This window comes from Streptomyces sp. NPDC046860, from assembly GCF_040645115.1.
Classification (GTDB): domain Bacteria; phylum Actinomycetota; class Actinomycetes; order Streptomycetales; family Streptomycetaceae; genus Streptomyces.
The window spans coordinates 127,982-145,085 of sequence record NZ_JBEYXQ010000002.1; the positions used below are offsets into that span (position 1 = coordinate 127,982).

19 protein-coding genes and 1 pseudogene are annotated in these 17,104 nt (G+C 69.9%); 12 read left to right on the plus strand and 8 right to left on the minus strand.

Going from position 1 to position 17,104, the window contains the following annotated elements; all coding sequences use genetic code 11:
- Window positions 1–254: 254 nt before the first annotated feature.
- The 7 genes from ABZ898_RS04025 to ABZ898_RS04055 all read left to right on the plus strand — a co-directional run bounded on the left by ABZ898_RS04025 (window position 255) and on the right by ABZ898_RS04055 (window position 4,732).
- The gene (locus ABZ898_RS04025) at window positions 255–455 is read left to right on the plus strand and encodes a hypothetical protein (RefSeq protein WP_361652504.1); all 201 of its coding nucleotides are present in this window, start codon (window positions 255–257) and stop codon (window positions 453–455) included.
- Window positions 452–643, plus strand: a complete 192-nt coding sequence (locus ABZ898_RS04030) for a hypothetical protein (RefSeq protein ID WP_361652506.1) — start codon at window positions 452–454, stop codon at window positions 641–643. The genes ABZ898_RS04025 and ABZ898_RS04030 overlap by 4 nt, the downstream gene beginning before the upstream one ends.
- A 95-nt stretch (window positions 644–738) precedes the next feature.
- Complete coding sequence (locus tag ABZ898_RS04035; protein WP_361652508.1) at window positions 739–972, plus strand: hypothetical protein; 234 nt, start codon at window positions 739–741, stop codon at window positions 970–972.
- Window positions 973–1,283: 311 nt separating this feature from the next.
- Window positions 1,284–1,583 carry a plasmid mobilization relaxosome protein MobC gene (gene mobC / locus ABZ898_RS04040; protein ID WP_361652510.1) on the plus strand — a complete coding sequence of 100 codons (300 nt, stop codon included), beginning with the start codon at window positions 1,284–1,286 and terminating at the stop codon, window positions 1,581–1,583.
- A 15-nt stretch (window positions 1,584–1,598) separates the two neighbouring features.
- Window positions 1,599–3,344 (plus strand): mobilization protein, encoded by a 1,746-nt coding sequence (locus ABZ898_RS04045; RefSeq protein ID WP_361652512.1) that lies wholly within the window; start codon window positions 1,599–1,601, stop codon window positions 3,342–3,344.
- Between the two features lie 167 nt (window positions 3,345–3,511).
- On the plus strand, window positions 3,512–3,955 hold the full coding sequence (locus ABZ898_RS04050; protein WP_361652514.1) for a hypothetical protein: 444 nt from the start codon (window positions 3,512–3,514) through the stop codon (window positions 3,953–3,955).
- A 78-nt stretch (window positions 3,956–4,033) separates the two neighbouring features.
- Entirely contained in the window at window positions 4,034–4,732 is a 699-nt protein-coding gene (locus ABZ898_RS04055; protein ID WP_361652516.1) for a hypothetical protein, read from the plus strand.
- 325 nt (window positions 4,733–5,057) lie between these two features.
- Here the strand turns inward: ABZ898_RS04055 and ABZ898_RS04060 are convergent, their stop codons facing one another.
- The 4 genes from ABZ898_RS04060 to ABZ898_RS04075 all read right to left on the minus strand — a co-directional run bounded on the left by ABZ898_RS04060 (window position 5,058) and on the right by ABZ898_RS04075 (window position 8,063).
- Complete coding sequence (locus ABZ898_RS04060; RefSeq protein ID WP_361652518.1) at window positions 5,058–6,440, minus strand: IS110 family transposase; 1,383 nt, start codon at window positions 6,438–6,440, stop codon at window positions 5,058–5,060.
- Between the two features lie 42 nt (window positions 6,441–6,482).
- A complete protein-coding gene (locus ABZ898_RS04065; protein WP_361652520.1) occupies window positions 6,483–7,304 on the minus strand; it encodes a DUF317 domain-containing protein in 822 nt (273 codons plus the stop codon).
- Between the two features lie 15 nt (window positions 7,305–7,319).
- Window positions 7,320–7,610 carry a hypothetical protein gene (locus ABZ898_RS04070; RefSeq protein WP_361652522.1) on the minus strand — a complete coding sequence of 97 codons (291 nt, stop codon included), beginning with the start codon at window positions 7,608–7,610 and terminating at the stop codon, window positions 7,320–7,322.
- 99 nt (window positions 7,611–7,709) lie between these two features.
- Entirely contained in the window at window positions 7,710–8,063 is a 354-nt protein-coding gene (locus ABZ898_RS04075) for a DUF317 domain-containing protein (RefSeq protein WP_361652524.1), read from the minus strand.
- 126 nt (window positions 8,064–8,189) lie between these two features.
- Between ABZ898_RS04075 and ABZ898_RS04080 the strand changes: the two are divergent.
- Window positions 8,190–9,014: pseudogene (locus ABZ898_RS04080) on the plus strand (helicase associated domain-containing protein); the annotation flags it as partial.
- Between the two features lie 148 nt (window positions 9,015–9,162).
- Here the strand turns inward: ABZ898_RS04080 and ABZ898_RS04085 are convergent.
- Both ABZ898_RS04085 and ABZ898_RS04090 read right to left on the minus strand, forming a co-directional pair.
- A complete protein-coding gene (locus tag ABZ898_RS04085; protein ID WP_361652526.1) occupies window positions 9,163–11,031 on the minus strand; it encodes an ATP-dependent helicase in 1,869 nt (622 codons plus the stop codon).
- The gene (locus ABZ898_RS04090) at window positions 11,018–13,006 is read right to left on the minus strand and encodes an AAA family ATPase (protein ID WP_361652528.1); all 1,989 of its coding nucleotides are present in this window, start codon (window positions 13,004–13,006) and stop codon (window positions 11,018–11,020) included. Before ABZ898_RS04090 ends, ABZ898_RS04085 begins: the two co-directional genes overlap by 14 nt.
- A 101-nt stretch (window positions 13,007–13,107) precedes the next feature.
- On the opposite strand from ABZ898_RS04090, the gene ABZ898_RS04095 reads away from it, so the two are divergent.
- Together ABZ898_RS04095 and ABZ898_RS04100 are read left to right on the plus strand one after the other, a co-directional pair.
- Window positions 13,108–13,296: a hypothetical protein gene (locus ABZ898_RS04095; protein WP_361652530.1), complete on the plus strand. Its 189-nt coding sequence runs from the start codon at window positions 13,108–13,110 to the stop codon at window positions 13,294–13,296.
- Window positions 13,297–13,377: 81 nt separating this feature from the next.
- Window positions 13,378–14,625 carry a PIN domain-containing protein gene (locus tag ABZ898_RS04100; RefSeq protein ID WP_361652532.1) on the plus strand — a complete coding sequence of 416 codons (1,248 nt, stop codon included), beginning with the start codon at window positions 13,378–13,380 and terminating at the stop codon, window positions 14,623–14,625.
- 967 nt (window positions 14,626–15,592) lie between these two features.
- On the opposite strand, the gene ABZ898_RS04105 is transcribed toward ABZ898_RS04100, so the two are convergent.
- Both ABZ898_RS04105 and ABZ898_RS04110 read right to left on the minus strand, forming a co-directional pair.
- Entirely contained in the window at window positions 15,593–16,018 is a 426-nt protein-coding gene (locus ABZ898_RS04105; RefSeq protein WP_361652534.1) for a DUF6233 domain-containing protein, read from the minus strand.
- Window positions 16,002–16,205: a hypothetical protein gene (locus tag ABZ898_RS04110; RefSeq protein ID WP_361652536.1), complete on the minus strand. Its 204-nt coding sequence runs from the start codon at window positions 16,203–16,205 to the stop codon at window positions 16,002–16,004. Before ABZ898_RS04110 ends, ABZ898_RS04105 begins: the two co-directional genes overlap by 17 nt.
- A 173-nt stretch (window positions 16,206–16,378) precedes the next feature.
- On the opposite strand from ABZ898_RS04110, the gene ABZ898_RS04115 reads away from it, so the two are divergent.
- Both ABZ898_RS04115 and ABZ898_RS04120 read left to right on the plus strand, forming a co-directional pair.
- Window positions 16,379–16,642: a hypothetical protein gene (locus ABZ898_RS04115; protein ID WP_361652538.1), complete on the plus strand. Its 264-nt coding sequence runs from the start codon at window positions 16,379–16,381 to the stop codon at window positions 16,640–16,642.
- Between the two features lie 205 nt (window positions 16,643–16,847).
- Window positions 16,848–17,102, plus strand: coding sequence for a hypothetical protein (locus ABZ898_RS04120; protein ID WP_361652540.1), 255 nt, complete (start codon window positions 16,848–16,850; stop codon window positions 17,100–17,102).
- The last annotated feature ends 2 nt before the right edge of the window (window positions 17,103–17,104 follow it).

Below are 17,104 nucleotides of genomic sequence, written 5' to 3' on the forward strand. Positions count from 1 at the left end.
CGAACCCCACCGGGGACCGGGAACCGGCCGACACGGGAACCGAACCCACCGGGGACCGGGAACCGGCCGACACGGGAACCGAACCCACCGGGGACCGGGAACCGGCCGACACGGGAACCGAACCCACCGGGGACCGGGACCACTCGGTCCCCCTCCGGCGGAGGCCCACCCCGCGGTCCCCGGGCACCGGGCAGCGGAGCGGACGGCCCCGCACCTCCCAAGCGAAGCGTCGACCCAACAGGCCAGAGCCGTCCGTGGACCAGCTCGTCGAGCAGGTCCTCCCCCATATCCCCGCCCTGCTCAAGCGGGACGGCAACGCATCCCTCACGCGCGTTCAGCTGCGGGAGATCCTGCGCCGCGAAGACCTCAAGGGCGGCCGAAACGAACGGCTGAGCCTCGTCCTCGCGAAATTGCGCGACGACAACGCCTCAAGAACAAGGACCACCGCCGGATGAAGACCTGCACGCGATTCACGACCCTGCGCTCGGAATACGAGCGGGAGATCACATTCATGCTCGCCCACTCCGCGCGACACGAGGGACGACCGGCGGCGAAGTCCAGCGCAAAGCAGGCCGTCTCCACGAAGGCGCGGATGGCCCGCGCGCTCAACGTCCACGTCGGACGATGCCCTGAATGTGGGTGAACACGCAAAGACGCAGCTCACCGCCACTATCCGCCCCAGGTGACCCGGCTGGAAGCCGGGTCACCGCCCCCTCCCCCACTTGTAGGAGACACTCCGTGACGTCGCCCCATCGACGCTCATCCGGACCCACCGCCGCCGAGGCCAGTGCATGGGCGGACGCACTCGTCCGTCAGCAAGTCCTGCACGCCGCCGTCCTCATGCCGACGGGCCAGTGGCTCGTCCAGCACACGCACGCGGGCCGCGTGCAGGTCCTGGCGGGGGCGGCCGACGTCCTCGCGCTGGTCGCCACCGTCCAGCACCGCATCCGCTCCACGAGGCCCGCGTCCTGATGGCGAACCCGATCCGGAACGACCCGACCTCGGCACCTGCCGCCGACCCCAACTCGGTCTCAGGCAGAGCAAGTTATCCCCTTGGATACTCCGCCCAGGCCGGAGTATCCAAGGGTTCCCCTGCCCCCGTGGGGCAGGGGCTCGTCCGGCGCCGGGGGACGCCAGACGAGGAGGCTGCGACCGAGGGCGGATCGCAGCCAGCAGGGACATGGGAGAGACCTGAGCAGCCGCGCACCCGCCGCCGCAAGTACCAGCGCCGCCAGCGTCCGCATGTCCGCAACACACGCTTCAGCGATGACGAACTCGCTCTTGTGTCCGCCGGCGCGAAGGCCGCCGGGCTCACCCTCGCGGGCTTCCTCGCCCGCGCCGCGCTCTCCGCCGCCCAGGACCTCGAACGGACCGCGAGCGCCGTCGCCGATGAGCGTGCGGTGATCGCCGAGTTCTTCGCCGCCCGCCGGTACCTGGGACATGTCGGCAGCAACCTCAACCAGATCGCCCGCGCGATCAACGCCGGTGCCCACCCGCCGGAACTCGATGCGGTCATCGCGGCCACCGACCGGGCGGTCCAGCGTGTCCAGCACGCCACCGACCGGCTCCTCCACCAGCACTAGGACCCCGTCACCGGCATGATCCCCAGGATCCAGAAGCGCGGACAGCGCACCATCGGCCTCCTCTCCTACCTGTACGGGCCAGGTAAGTACGAGGAGCACACCGACCCCCATCTGGTCGCTTCCTGGGACCACAATGCCCCCGACCCCGGCCGAGATCCGGCCGCCACCCTCAAGCATCTCCAGCAGCTCCTCGACCAGCCCGTCGAGAACATCGAGGAGGCTCACCGGCCGACGAAGCACGTGTGGCATCTCTCGGTCCGCAACGCCGCGGAGGACCGAATCCTGACCGACCAGGAGTGGGGTGAGGTCGCCAGGCGCATGGTCGCCGCCGCCGGCATCGACGACCCCGAACTGGGCGGTGGCTGCCGGTGGGTGGCCGTACGGCACGCCGACGACCACATCCACATCATCGCCACCCTCGTTCGGGAAGACGGCTTCAAGCCCGACCTCGACCACGACGCCGTCCGCGTCCAGGCCCAGGCCCGCACCCTCGAACGGGAAATGGGCCTTCGTCGCCTGACCAAGGGCGATGGCACCGCCGCGAAGCGGCCCACCAGCGCCGAGCGCCACAAGGCCGAGCGGCAGGGCCGCGAGCGCACCGCCCGTGAGGAGCTGAGGGAAACCGTCCGGCGCGCGGTGGCCGGCGCGCGCGGCGAGGACGAGTTCTTCGCCCGGCTCGCCTCGGCCGGCCTCCTGATCCGCAAGCGCTCCGCACCCTCCGGTGACCTCCTGGGGTACAAGGTCGCCCTGCCCGACGACCGGAACAAGAACAGCGAGCCGGTGTTCTACCCCGGCGCACGCCTGGCCCCGGACCTGTCCCTGCCACGCATCCGGCAACGCTGGTCCGCCGACAACACCCAGTCAGAGCCTCAGGGCGTACAGCCGGAGGCACTCGCACGCGGAGGGCCCGGTGCCCCCGCCGCCGCCCGGCGCACGACGGCGGCAGCCGCGTGGCAGGCCGTGCGCATCATCGAGCAGGGCAAGGATGCGGCCGTCGCAGGGTCCATCGCAGCGGCAGGCGAGGTGCTGGACGCCCTCGCCACGACCTCGGCCGCTCACACCCGTCGCGAACTGCGCGACGCCGCCTTCGCCTTCGAGCGGGCATCCCGCTCTCACGTCCGCGCCGAGCGCGGCCACGACCAGGCCCTGCGGCAAGCCGCCCGCGATCTCGTCCACGGCGGCCCCGCCCTGGGCCGTGGCGAGGACGGAGCGACAACCGCGATGGCGATCGACATGCTCGTCTTCCTCGTCACCGCCGCCGTGCACTGGCACGCGAAAAAGGGCCACGCCCAGCAGGCCGCCGCCGCCCGGCAGACCGCCGAGCACCTGCGCGCCGCCTACCAGAATGCAGCCGCACAGCCCCTGGCCGTCCTCCACCAGCGGGGTCGGCGACTGAACCGAACCGTCCTCCACCGGCAGAGCGTGGTGATCCGCGATGCCGTGCCCGCCCTGGCCGACCAGATCCTCGCCGAGCCCGGCTGGTACGCCCTGGCCGCGACCATCGCGGACGCCGAAGCAGCAGGCCGCGACACGGCGGCCCTCCTGTCCGCCGCAGTCGGGCACCGCGAACTCCACAGCGCCGACTCCATCAGCGATGTGCTGATGTGGCGGCTGCGTCACCTGGGCGAGCTGCCCGCCGACGCCTCCGCTTCGCCCGCGAACAACGCCGTGACCAGCCCGTCCGCAACCCGCAGGTCGGTGTCCCGACCCAGCTCGCCCGGCCGTACTCGTGGCGAGGAGGCAACGGGCAACATCCGGTGAGCACCGGCCGCCGCCCGAACACAGAAACGCTCCCCGTCTGGCCGCCGGGCATGAAGGGTGCCTCGCTCTCACGGAACCCGACTGTCGACTTTGTGAATTGAAGTCGCCGGGCGCACTGAGGGACGATCATGACGCGAGCAGGACCAGGCAACGGGAGGGCTGACAGGTTGCTGCACCGGATACGCCGACGGGCCACCAAATCCAGCGAGGACCAGCGCGAGTTTCTAGAGATGTCGGCGCAACTCGAAAGCCAGGTGCCGCGGGAAGTCGACCAGGTACGGGCGGAACTGGAGCGAGCCGAGTCGTCCACCACGGTGGACGACTTCCTCCCGCCGGAGCTGCGTGTGCTCAGCCACGACCAGGTCGACGGCAAGATGATGCCGTGGAAGCAGCCTCTCGCTGTCGGCGGTGAGCTGGTGGCATGCCAGCAGTGCGGGGCGTACCGGGACTGGCTGGTCCTCTCGACCCGGGACCAGATCTGGCTGCGCTGCCGGGCCGGCCACCAGCAGCAGGAGCCCCGACTCGACACCGCCTGGTTCAACCGGAATTCCGGCCCGGCCGACGCAACGTACGCCACGTTCGAGGAGTGCCTGCGCCACCACGGCCGCTGAACCCCACCCCTACGACCCCACCGGGCCACGAGGCCCGTACTGACCATCAGTCACCTACCGTCAAGGGGTCCATTCATCGTGCGCGTTCGCGTCGCCGCCACCGTCCTGGGTATCACCGCCGCTCTCCTCGCGGTGCCCGCCTGCTCCACCAGCACCACCGGGGCCGAGCCCCGCACCCCCACCCCCACCCCCTCGCGTACGCCGGCCGATGCCCTCCCCAACGCGGCTCCGCTCTCGTCGGCGGCGCTGGAGAAGCGCCTGCTCGACCGGCAGGACCTGGGCAGCGGCTACCTCCGCAAGCCGGAGCAGCCCGCTGAGCACGAGGACGTGACCGTCATCGGCTGCCCGGCCCTGAGCAAGCTGGGCGGCAACGCGGCCACCGGCGGCCAGCTCACCTTCCCGCGCAACGCGAAGACCACCTTCGCCTACGGCTCCGGCAGCGACTCGGAGGTCTCCGAGGCGCTTTACAGCGACAGCCCGAACAAGCTGTCCGACGTCATCGGTCGAGTCTCCGATGCCATGACCCGATGCTCCGCCTATCAGGTCGTGGCGGGCGGAACCTCGATCGACGTGACCTCCCGGAAGCTGCCCGCGCCCGTCAGGCTCGGTGACGAGCAGTGGAGCCAGCTCCTGACGTTCTCCGCCGCGGGGCGGAGCACCGTGGTGCAGCAGACTGCGATCCGCGACGGCAGCGTCCTGCTGATCGTCTCCGGCTCCCCGGCTCTCGTCGACCGCCACCTCGACAAGGCCCTCACCAAGGCGACAGCAGCCGCCTGATCCTCGGGCCCCGGCCGTCACCGTGCGGCCGGGGCGCCGTCCCACCCCAGCGTGGGTGCACGAAAGCCCGGCCTCCCCTAGGGGAGGCCGGGCTTTGCTGATCGAGCACGGCCACGCCGCAGTTCGTGCCTGCCGCGGGCGCCGGGCCTGAACGAGGCGGACGGGATCCGAGGGCGCCATTCCCACGTTGGGGCTCCAGGGGCCCAGGGATATCTTCGGGCGTCCCCCGGCCCGCCCGCCTCTCCTGCTCTGGCCGAGAGCAGGGGCCTTCACCGCCGCACGGTGAACGCCTCCACTCTCGGGCCGAACAGGTCGGCCCCGGGTGTCACCGCTTCCAAGAGCGGTGGAGAACGTGTCGGTAGATCGTCTGCGGGCTGACTCCGAAAGCCCGTGCCGTAGCGGCGACGGTCGTGTGAGGCGTGGCGAGCATCTCGCGGGCGCGTGCGATCTGCTCTTCGTCGAGCGGCTTCTGCCGTCGGAGGTATGGGACCCCGCCCGGCTCCGGTTCGTAGCCGAAGGCGAGGGCGTCCTCGTACGGTGTGCCGGTAGCCATGCAGTGGTAGAGGCTCAGCAGGACTTTGCGTCCCAGCTTCCTCAGCGCGGTGGCGTGCGCGTCCCCGGCGTCACGGCGCTTCTGGTAGTACGCGCGGGCGCCCGGCGAGTGACTGGTCATGGAGAAGGCCACCGTGTGCAGCGTGCTGCGCAGATATGTGGAGGACGCCCGGCGGAAGGCGACCCGTACGGTCTGGCCGGAGGCCCAGGTGACCGGCGCCACGCCGGCGTAGGCGGCAAGGGAGCGGCCGCTGCCGAAGCGCTGGAGCGGCCGGTCACCGATCTCCGCGAGGAGGTAGGCGCCGAGGACCGTGCCCACTCCGGGAATGTGGGCGACCAGCGGGTGGAAGGGATGGGCGGCGTAGTGCTGCCCCAGCTCCCGCTCGAGATCGTCGGCTCGCCGGACTGCCTCGTGGAGAGCGGCAACAAGGTGGCCGATGCGCAGAGCCTCGGCCTCCTCGACCCGGGGATCGAGCAGCATCACCGGTCGGGCGAAGATCATGCGCAAGCGCTCGGCTTCGTCCTCTACCCTGCGCTTCCTGCCCCCTGCGATCAGCAGCGCAGCCAGCCTCGTACGGTCCAGCCGGGCGGCCGCGCGGGGCCCGGGGGCGGCGGCCAGGACGGCCAGTGCCTGGGGACTGCGCAGGCCACCGACACCGGCCGGCCACGCGGATACGGCCGCTGGCCAGATCCGCGTCAGGGAAGCCCGTAGAACGTGCAGGGCTTCGACACGGGCGTTCACGGCGGCCCGATGGGCGTGCGTGACCACGCGAAGTGCCTCTGCGCCCGGGGAGTTCACGACGATGGGGCGGCCTTCCCCGGCGCGGGTCATCGAGGCGATCAGCCGCGCGTCAGCGCGATCGGTCTTGGGGGTGCCGAAGGCGGCGCGGTGGCGGGCCGCGCGGGTGGGATCCACATGAACGACGTCCATGCCGGACGCTGCCAGGGATCGGGCGAACAGGATGTTCACGTCCTCGATCCCGGTGACCGTCGCTCGCCACCGGCGCCCGAGTGGCGCGAGGAACTCCCGGTAGCGGGCGACCGGATCTGAAGTTTCGGCGTAGACGATCCGGGTCTCGCCGACGACAGCTCCGGACCGGTCGACAACGGCGACGTCGAGCCACTGGTCCGACCAGTCGCATCCTGCAAAGAGCAAGTAACCACCTCCGAGTGGCGAGGAATGAGACGCGAGTGAGTTCTAGCTGGCTGGGACTCGCACGAGTCGCTCCTTGGTTGCTGCGGGCAGTACCCGCCGGAGCACCGGTGCGGTCGAGCTGAGGGAGGCGGCGAAAGCGGCCACGAGGTCGTGCGGCACGCTGGCTCCGAATGACGCCACCCAGAAGCACGGAGCACCGAGCACGGGCTCGGCCCATGCCTGCCATCCGGCCTGACCGGCGTCATCGACTCCCTCAGTCAGGGCTCGAGGATCGCCGTCCTGGATCAGGGACGGCACCTCGCCGAGGCTGATGTGCGATGCGAACGTAGGGTCTGCGGCTCCCATGTGGGGCCGGTCGATATCGCGGAACCAGTTGTGCCTGGACACCGCGTTGAGAACCAGCTCGGGGGCGACGAGGGGTTCGGCGGGCTGGTTGCGGGCGTCGAGCGTGACGAGGAAGTCGGCCACCGCCTCGCCGGGGACCTCCGGAGTGAAGTAGGCGGACCACGTCGCGATCGGGCTGCTCGCGTCCTCGCGGGCGGATATCTGCCAGGCGATCGGCAGATCTCCCAGGCTGACCGGTTCGTCCGCCAGGCTCCACTGAGCCCAGCGCAGGGCATCGGGGCTGATATGCAGGACGGTGCTGCGCAGCACCTGCCGGTCCTCATCTGCTTCGTCCGGCTCCTGGCGTCCCCGGACGATCGTCAGGCTCGTCCAGCCCAGACCGCCGAGCGTGTCGGCGACGACGTCGTAGAGGCGGCCGTCGTCTCCCGCCAGGTGCCGGGGACCGACCCAGAACGCGGTCTGCCCGTCAGCCGGAGTGGACGGGTCGCACGGGGGGTCGGGGTACAGGGGCGCCTCCAATGGGTTGATGGGGTTCTACTTACCGCCGGCACTGCGACGGGGACGGGAAGGGGGCGACTCGGTGTCGCCCTGCCAAGCGAGGGCGACAGCGACCTCGGGCGGCAGCAGGCCGAGCTGCGTGGCCTCGTCCCGCCCTTCGGCGAGATAGACCACGGTCTGACCGCCGCGGTCCACCGCCTGGACGACCTGGGCGAGGCGGTGTGCCATCGGGAAGAACGGGTTCATGGCCTGACGGACCGGAGAACTCCGGTCGCATTGCGACAACAGGTCGATGAGTTCGCCGACGGTCATTTCCGGGGACAGCACGAACAGCCTCCTGAAACGTGAAGATGGGGGGCGGAGGGACGCTCCGGGCGGCATAAAGGCAGCCGCTCTCGGAGCGAAAACTGCCGGGGGGGCGCGCTTTCAAGCGCGCTGTGCGGTCTCCAGCACACGTGCTACGGCGGCGGCCACGATGTCGGCCGGCGTCTCGGTGTCGAACGACAGGTGGTAGCCGGGCACCGAGGCCGTGCCGGTGACCGCTACCACCCAGCCCACGCCCTCGGTTCCGGGGCGCCCAAGAGGGAACCATCCGAGATAAAACCGACCGTCCTTGGAGCTGACGTGGACGTCGGCGCGGTCGTCCACGACGAGGTGGAAGTCCTCAGCTGAGAACAAGTTTGTAACGAGCGCGGGCTGACCGGCGCCGAGCTGCCACTCGTGCAGTCGCAGGGCCTCGATCGTAGTGGAGAATCCAGGGCCGGCAGGCGCCACGGACACGGGTAATCACCTCTCTGACCTGGGGTTTCTTGCAAGGTCGTCTACGTTGACATGGCCTCGCACACGTTGGCCAGTCTTTCCGTGGTATTTCCTGTCTGCCCCAGGCGAACTGTCGCCTCATGGCCGCACATGGCCAACCTCCGCAGGAAGGGCGGTCTCGGGAAAGACCCGAAGCGCGCGGCGGAGCGCGGGAAGCAGCTGGCGGCGGTCGACCCGGACTGGAACTGCCCCTGGCCGCTGAACTGGCAGCGCCACTACCGGGTGCTCGCCGACCTTGCCGACGCCGACGGCGTCCTGCCCTGCATCGCGCCCGGCGTCACGTTCGAGGGCGACGACATCGGGACGTGGCGGTGGAGGCAGCAGGAGGTGGGCGCCTGGGCGCAGCTGATGCCCGAACAGCGCGAGCGGCTGGAGGCGCTGGGCGTGCGGGGCGCGGCCCTCCCCGTGGCGGCCGCCGCCACGCCGGAGCTCACTTTGGCGCTTGCCGCCCTCCAGGGCGCGCGTAAGGCCGGGAGCAAGGCGGAGGCCGCCTTCCAGCGCGGCCTGACCGCCCTCACCCAGTGGGTGGAGAAGGAGGGACAGCGGCCCGTCCCGCGCGACGCCGTGGTGGACGTCGTGGTCGACGGCGAGGCGGAGCCGGTGAAGCTGGGGGTGTGGCTCTCGAACACCAAGAGCCGGCGGGACAAGCTCACTGCGGAGCAGCGCGCCGCCCTCGCCGCGCTGGGCATGGAGTGGGCGGGCCCCGCCCCGGCGAAGGCCGCCCCGGAGCCGCCCGCCCAGGAGCCGCCCACCGCGCAGCCCGCGCTGTCGGCGGCCCCAATGAAGCGGCCGGTGCGGGAGCACCACGAGGAGTGTGACGAGGAGTTGTACGAGGGCGGGAACTGCACCTGCGGGCCCATCACGCGGTTCGGGCCGCCCTCCGAGCGGGAGAGCTACTGGGACAACCTCTAACCGCTCCCCACCCGCCGTGAGACCCCGGGCCCGCCGACAGGGCCCGGGGTCTCGTACGTCACCGCCTGGCGGCGCGGGCCGCTACCAGCGGCGGGGAGGATGCCCCGGACCCCCGCCAGACGGTCCGGTCACGGGTGCGCCCGCCTGGTCAGGTCTCTTCCTTGGGGAAGAGACGCCGCGCCATCTCGATCACGAAGGCCGAGGGGCCAAGGGACATCCAGTATCCGTTCTTGGTTTCGTACCCGGGGCCGACGATCATGGTTACGGTCGACTCGGCGCGGGTGAGGGCGACGTAGAAGGTGCGCCTTTGCTCCTCGAGCTCGGCTTCCGTGGGCTTCCGCCACTGCTTCCCGCTGGGGACATCGCGCGGTATGAGGCCTTGGAGGAGGCCCGGCAGGATCACCGTGTCGAACTCTCGTCCCTTGGCCGCGTGGTAGGTGGCGAGCAGGACTTTCCCGACGACTTCCTCGCCGCGCGCCAGGTCCTGCAGCACAAGGTCCTTGGACCGGCACAGACCGGCCAGGTCGGCGAGGCTGCTCGTGTTGTCCTGATCAGGGTGTCCTGCGGCTACTTCGTCGAGGGCCAAGGCGGCGCGCAGCTGCTCCAGCCAGGCGAGGGCCGGGGCGTCGGCGGGGTAGAGCGCCGCGGGGTCGAGGCACTGTTGCAGAGCCCTGGGCAGGAAGAGCCGCGAGGGAGGCGGGGGGAGCTGGGCCTCGGTGTGCAGTGTGGTGAGGGCGCGGGACAGGGCGGCAAGGGACGGTGCTTGCGCACGGCGCAGCATGTCGGCGCGGTCGGCGCCGGATGCGGCGTGGATCTGGTAGTTGGTGACGGCGCGGGCCGCACAGCGCTGGACGAAGCGGGAGAGGCTGCCAGCGGGCAGCTTGTCGTCGCCCTCGTGCCGGAAGTCCAGCGTCCGTCGTGTGAGTTCACGGCGTACCTCGTCGAGCAGGCGTCCCCGAGCGGGGTAGAGGATGGCGATCCGCTCGGGGCTGATGCCCTTGCTCTGTGCCTGTTCGACGAGGTCGCAGGTCACTCGGGCATGGTCTTGGAGGCCTCCCTCGACCTGTTCGAGGTTGACGTCGCCGGGGGGTGCGCCTTCGCGGGCGAGGCGGCCTCTGGAGAGTCCGAGGGCGGCTTCGGCGGCGGTGATGATGTCCTGGCCGCTGCGGTAGTTGACCTCGAGTTCGAGGTCGCGGAAGTCCTCTCGGTCCGCCAGTTCGGTCAGGTACTTGGCGTCGGCGCCGGTGAAGCCGTAGACGGACTGGTCGGTGTCCCCGACGGCGAAGACGGTGATGCCGGCCAGGTCGCGCAGGGCGAGGACGAGCTCGTGAAGGACTCCGCCGAGGTCTTGGTACTCGTCGACGACGAGGTGGGGGAAGCGGGCACGCAGGAGGTCGCGGACATGTGCGTGCTCCCTGACGAGGTGCACGGCCCGGATGACCATGGCCTCGAAGTCGATCTCGCCTCGAAGGATGAGCTGTTCGTCGTAGAGGCGTGCGGCCTGGACTTCCCGCGGGTCGAAGCTGTCCAGGGCTTCGTTGCAGGCTAGGGCCCGGCGGATCTTGGTGCTCTGTGGCACGCGGTGCTGGGCGAGGACCTCGCCAATGCCGGCCTGGTCGAAGCAGCGCTGCAGGAGTGCCTCGATGGCCGCCTTGCTGAGGACTTGTCCCGCCTCGGGCGTCGGCTGCCCGGTCAGGTGTCCGAAGGCGCGCAGGATTTCGTTCAGGCAGAAGGCGTGCACGGTGGAGCAGGTGATCCGTCCCTCGGCGCGCACGCCGCTGCGGTGAACGCGGCGGCGGATCTCCTCGGCCGCCGGGTTGGTGTAGGTGATGCAGGCGACGCCGCGGAAGGGCGAGATCTGCGTCTGGAGGACGTAGGCGATCCGGGCGACGAGGGTGCGTGTCTTCCCGCTTCCGGGGCCGGCCCGCAGAACGACGTTGCCGTCGTGGAGAACGGCGGCCCGCTGCCTGGGGTGCAGACTTTCGAGCTCCGCGAGCAGGGTGTCACTGAGCTGCATCGCTGCCCTGCCCGTTGACGTGCGGCGTCGAGGAGTCGGGGAACAGTGACGTTCCACGGGCCGCGAGGCTGATGCGTTCCATGGCCAGGAAGATGTAGGAAGCCGTGCCCAGGCGACGCAGGGCCTGCTCGTCGAGTGCAAGGTTCCAGGGGGTCTGGGTTGCGGCTCGGATGCGTCCGTGGAGGTCGACCCGTGCGATGTGTGCGGCGAGGCGCTGTGCGAAGCGGCCCTTGCCGAGGGCGCCGATCCGCTTGAGCATCTTCTTCCGCAGCTCGGGGTCGACGGTCGTATTCCGCTCGTTGGCGACCCCGCGGCTCACGTCGTCTCGCGCGGTGGTGTTGCTGTTCAGCTCCTCGAAGGCCTGGATGATCTCCTCGCCGAACAGGGAGCACAGGTCGGTCTCCAGGGTCTGGGCGCCGATGAAGATGCCGTGGCCCTGGAGCTCTGCGGCGAGGGGATCGCGGATCGTTCGGTAATCGGCCGCACCGCCGTCCGGAAGCAGGGCAATCTGCTTCAGGAGTGCCGTGCTGCGCGATGCCTCGGGGTGGAGTTTCGCGCCCCGCTTGAGGCCGGCTTCCCGCACACCGCGCTTATCGAGGGCGGCGTCTCCGTCGGTGAGGACCACATGGGGGGTGTCAAGGCCCTTCGGGCCGAGGAGCGCCCGGTATGGCTTGAAGTCGGTGCCGTGGGCGCTGGCCACCACGATGCCGTAGCCGTCCAGGTCGAATCCGGCGGCCTCGGCCAGGGCGGGGAGGATGTACAGCTCGGCCAGTCCTTCGACCAGCACAACGGCGGAGGCGAAGAGGACCTCGGCACGGCTGACGTCGAGGTAGCGCTCCAGGTCCGCGGCTTCCTCGTCGCTGACGGGGAGGGCGGACGTGGTGGCTCCGGTCGTGCCGTTCTCCGTGGCGCGCAGCACGATGAAGGAGCGGACCGGGGCGACGGCGGCGATGTGCGGGCTGTGGGTGGTGAGGAGGAGCGACGGCCCGGTGCGCAGCAGATACCCGAAGAGGTGTCGCTGGAGGGTGACGTGGAGGTGGGCCTCGGGCTCTTCCACGGCGACCAGGGTGGCGATGAACTCTTCGTCGAGTCGCTGCTGGCTGAGGGCTTCGAGGAGCAGACCGAGGTAGATGACGTTGGCGCTGCCCAGGCTGGTGTCGGAGATACTCCTGCGGCGGGCCGTGTCGAAGAACAGGCGTACGGCGCGGATCAGTTCGTCCGGCTTGGAGGAGGCGAAGCCGAGGGTGGGCTGGACGGCCAGGCGGGGCCCGAACATGTCTCCCAGCCGGTCCGTCAGGTGTCTCTCCAGCTTGGCGACGTTGTCGTCCTTGGTGAGCTGGTCGACGGCTACGGCGATCGCCGAGGCGGTGGCTTCCAGGTTCGCCGGGTCCAAGGGAAGTCGTTCGAGGAGGTCCCGCATCGGGCTGCGCCGCCAGTTGTGGAGGTCTCCTTCAGCATCACGCAGGGCCGGAAGGACGCGCAGGGCCACCGCGCGGCGGATGGCCCGCACGTCGTTGGTCTCACGGTCGCCGGCGAAGACGACGACATCGTAGTCCTTCGCGGTCAGCGGCCGACCGGCGGGCTGCACCTGGGAACCGTCAGCGGTTGATACTTCAGTGCGCGGGGCGAAGCGGTAGGTCAGCCGCGCTACATAGGGGTCGAAGTCCACCGTGGCGCTGGACAGGATGCTCTTGGCGCCAGCATCGTCGTCGAAGCCGCGCAGCTCGACCACGATGGTCACTTCTGCTCCGCCGGCGAGGCCTGCGGGGTGCCCTTCCCAGACGTCTTCCTCGCGCAGCATCCGCCGCGCATCGGAGATGGACGGGTCGAGGACTAGGCGGATCGCTTCCAGCAGGTTCGACTTGCCGACGCCGTTCTCGCCGACGATCACGGCATGGGTGGGGAAGTCGTCGACGACGAGGTGCCGGAAGTTGCGGAAGTTGCGTATCTCGATCCGCGAAATGTGCAGGCCCATTCGTCCCCTTTGGCCATCTGGTGCGATGTGGTGATTCATCATTCCAGGGCCGCCTGTGTCGGCGGGCAAATTCTCGGCTCCCAGGAAACACAGTCCCGCGAGTGAGGTCGTTCACCGTCGGTGCGCGGACTCTGTCCACAGGGCTGCGGTTCGAAGACAGCGGCCTGGACCTGCTGATCTACGACGAGGCGGGCGCACTGTTTGACGTGTCCTACGTCCCGCCAGAGCTGATGAGCGTCAACCTGCGGCGACGAGGGGGGCCAGACGCTCGGCTTGTGATCGAATCGTGAATGCGGGCGGGCTCTTCGGGCTGAGAGGCTAAGTGCTCACACGGACGCACTGGAGAGCTGGAGCCGCCCACCTTGATCATCTTGGACACGAGCATCCTGTGGAGCATCACCCCCGATAGGGCGAGCGCCGACCTGCTCAAGACGATCCGCGCGACGGGGGTCGAGAGTGTCGCCGTCCCGTGGACGGTGATGGAGGAGCTGGCCGCGCAGAGGGCGTTGAAGCACAAGGCCAAGTACGACGCGGCGTACGCGGCCGTCGAGGCACTGCGAACCAACACGCCCTGGGGCCTGCCCACTCAGCTGCCGGACTACGAGCCGGAGCGTGTACGCCAGCACGAACGGGACTCCTTCGCCGCCATCGTGGACGTGCTTCCACAGAGCGCCCAGGTTCTGCAGGAAGCCGCGTTTCGTGAGGCCAACGTACTGGCGCCGTGCAAGCAGCTGGAGATGAAGGCAGGGAAGAAGCCGGTCAAGACCGGCGCTCGGGACGCTGCGATCTGGCTGACCGCTGTCGAGTACGCGCGCGATCACCCCGACGAGACGGTGTACTTCATCAGCAAGAACACGGACGACTTCGGGCACGGCACGTCGTACGCTGAGCCGATGGGCTCGGACCTGAAGGGGCTGGAGGGACGGTTCAAGCACTACACGTCGCTTGACCCGGTGGTCGCCCAGTTCACTCAGCCCACGGAGGTGGACGAGGCCGCGGTTCAGGCCCGTCTCGGTGTGCCCCCGGCGGCGGCGACCATCGCGCGGGAAGCCCTCTGCCGGTGGGCGTTCGACGTGGCCGACACCAGCACGGTCGCGTTCTTCGGCTCGCTGTGGCCAGAGATGAACGCGGACGGCACCAACGGTCCTAGTGAACGGGCGGCCCTGCGGGGCTGGCTGGTGGCGCCCACAGCCCATTTGGGGCCAGTCAACGATGTGTGCGCCTACCAGAGCGGTGGGCACGTGTGGTACACCGCCACGGTCCGCTGGGTGCTCACCGGGCTTGCGCTGAACGTCACCGAGCCGCGGATCAGCCGAGTGGCCTGCTCCTGGGAGACGGGCGTCTTGCTCAGCACGACCAACGCCGACTCACAGATCACCGTCCTGCGCAGCGAGTCGCCCAAGCCCATCCCTGTTGCAGACTTCCAGGGGCTCGGGGACCCTCTCGCCGCTCCCCTTCCCGACAGCGCCAACAGCTCCATGGAAAACGTGTGGCGGCGGGTCGCGGAAGTGAGAACAGGGACGGGGCCGGAGCTCACCGGCATGGAGGCCATTGCCGCCCTGGTTGCGCTGGGCGTGACGAGCTACACCTCCTTGCGCCGGGACCGTAGCGACGCCTAAGCCGGAGCCGAGCGTGTCCTGGGCGAAGTCGGCCGAGGCCGGGGGACGGAGCGCCGTCCGGGCGGGCGGCCTTCCAGCGCTCGGCCAGCTCGTCCTTCCAGCCCTTGGGCGGGGCCGTAACCGAGTGTAGGACCCGCCCTGACCGTGAACCAGCCGTTGACCCACGGGGCGTCGGTGGACGTCAGCTCGATCCCGGCGAGCGGGCTACCCATGAATCGAACAGTCACAGCAGTACCTCCGTCTGGCGGGAGTGTCCCGCCTCACCCCTTGGTGGGGCTTGCCGTCCGGAGGACAGCACCACGGCATCGGCGACTTTCGTCCCGGCCCGGCCGCCGGGGCCGGCGGCGGGGTGGCGCGGCGGGTCCGGCCGCCGCGCCACCGGCTGAGCGCGCCCCGGTCCCCGGCCGCGGCCTCGCCGCCCATCCCGCCCGTCCCTTCCTCCTTCACTCCAGCCAAGGGACATGGGCAGAGCAGCCGCAACGGGGATGTTCAGCAGGCCGACCACTCCCTCGCGAGCAGCGAAGAGACGTCGTCGCCTCACTTCGGGCGGCTGGCCTGAGCGTGCGTGCCATCGCGTCCGCAACGGCCTCCGGCGTCGGGACCGTCGCAGATGATCTGGCGAAGTGTTCACTTCCGAACACCTCGGTCATCGTGGGCACGAACGCAAAGCAATACCGCGCCTCAGCTCCTGAACCCGCACGTACGGAACCCGGTAAAGCACGCTGCTCTCGTCCGCCGCCTCGTCGCAAGCTCGCCAGGGTGGCTCGCCAAATCGAAAGGACGGCCCTGCCCGACGCGTGAACATGCTACTCAGGCCCACCATGACGGAATCGCGTCCTTCCATCGGACGCAGGCGAAGCTCACTCGTCACCGGGAATGCCGTCACCTCTCAGCGCGAACAGCGCCGCCGAGACAGAGCAGCACGGAGGTCTTGCCTGAGCAACAGAACGAAGGGGCACCGTGCTACTCATGCGACGTCAATGCCCAGCTCGGTTTCAGGGCAACAGGTTGAACACGGCGTGATGCCCTCCGTGAGCGCAGCGCGAGCTTCATCGGCCCGCATTTTGCGCGGCGTGCCCGTGATCTGGTCGCAGCCGGCCACGTGCACGACAATGTCGCCGGGATCGTCCGGGGCGCGCATCATCTGGACCTCGTAGTCGCCCGCCCGCGCGGGCCGGGCAAATCCCGCTGAGGGCAGAGGGCCGTCTGCGCCCTTGGCTCGTCGCATCGAGCGCTGCCGTGGGGCCTGCCGTTCGGCCCGCGCGAGCGCCTGCCGCACCTCGGCACGCAGGAGGCCCAGGTATGTGGCGACCGTGTCGGTCTCCGCGATCTGCCGGTCCAGGTAGTCGCAGAGCACTCGGAGCCGAGGCGCGTCGTCAGGCAGCTCGGCCATGACGAGCACCACCATGCAGGGCGGCCCACGCCCCGGTGCGGCCCTGCCAGTGCGGGTGGACCAGTACGTCGGCGGACAGGGCGAGCAGTCGCCGCCGGAGCGCGGTGCTGGGCCGGAGGCTGAGCTGCCGGTAGACGGCGTGCCACTCCCGGTGCGCGGCCACGAGGTCATCAGGGAGAGAGCTCATACCCGTATTAGAGCACGTGTTCGATTTTCTGTGCATCCTGGGCCAGACACGGCTGCTGCACTGTTCCACGGTGTCCCGTGCCAGTGAACCTTGACCGTTTGCCATCGAACCTTGACGGACGCGAGTTAGTGTCAACGAAGGTTGAGTACCGCAGCTCAAGGAGACGCGACGCGATGTCCGAGCCCATCCCCGACGATCTGCGCTGTCCTCGCTGCGGTGCCCTGCCGGAGCCGCTCCTCTGCCTCGGCCACAACCCCGACGGCACGCCGTCCACCGACACGCCTCCGGCGATGCTCGCGCTTGAAGCCGAGCTCGGCCTTGCCGAGGACGCGCGCCGCCGGGCCACCGGTACCCTGCTCACCGATTCCCAGGCTGCCGCGACGCTGCATGCCATGGCCAACGACCCCGAACTGGGCGCCGGCGAACACGGGCGCTGACCAAGCATCCTGAACACCTAACGATGCCGATCAAACTTCGATGGCAAACAGTCAAGGTTCACTGGCACGGGACACACGGGGCGCCGTGCCAGCGCATCCCCGGTAGGGCGTGGCGCAGATGGCGTCGGCCGGGCGCCGCCTGAGGTGCTCGGCGTGCTCGTGATCCGGAGTCGCGGGGCCGTCGCTTTCGCCGTAGACCGGACTCATGGTGCTGCGACCGCCGGTGGAGCCGATGCTCGCGCAGGCGAGCGACCAGCTACCCCCACCCCGGATGCGGGGCGATCTCTCCTTCCAACCCAAATTCGACGGATACCGCGGCCTGGTGTTTACGCCGAGCGAGGCGGTCGCGTCCGTGCAGATCCAGTCCCGCCGGGGAGCGCTGCTCCAGACCCGCTTCCCCGACCTGGTCCGTGCGGCCGCCGCCCTGCCCGACGGCCTGGTGCTCGACGGCGTTATGTGACC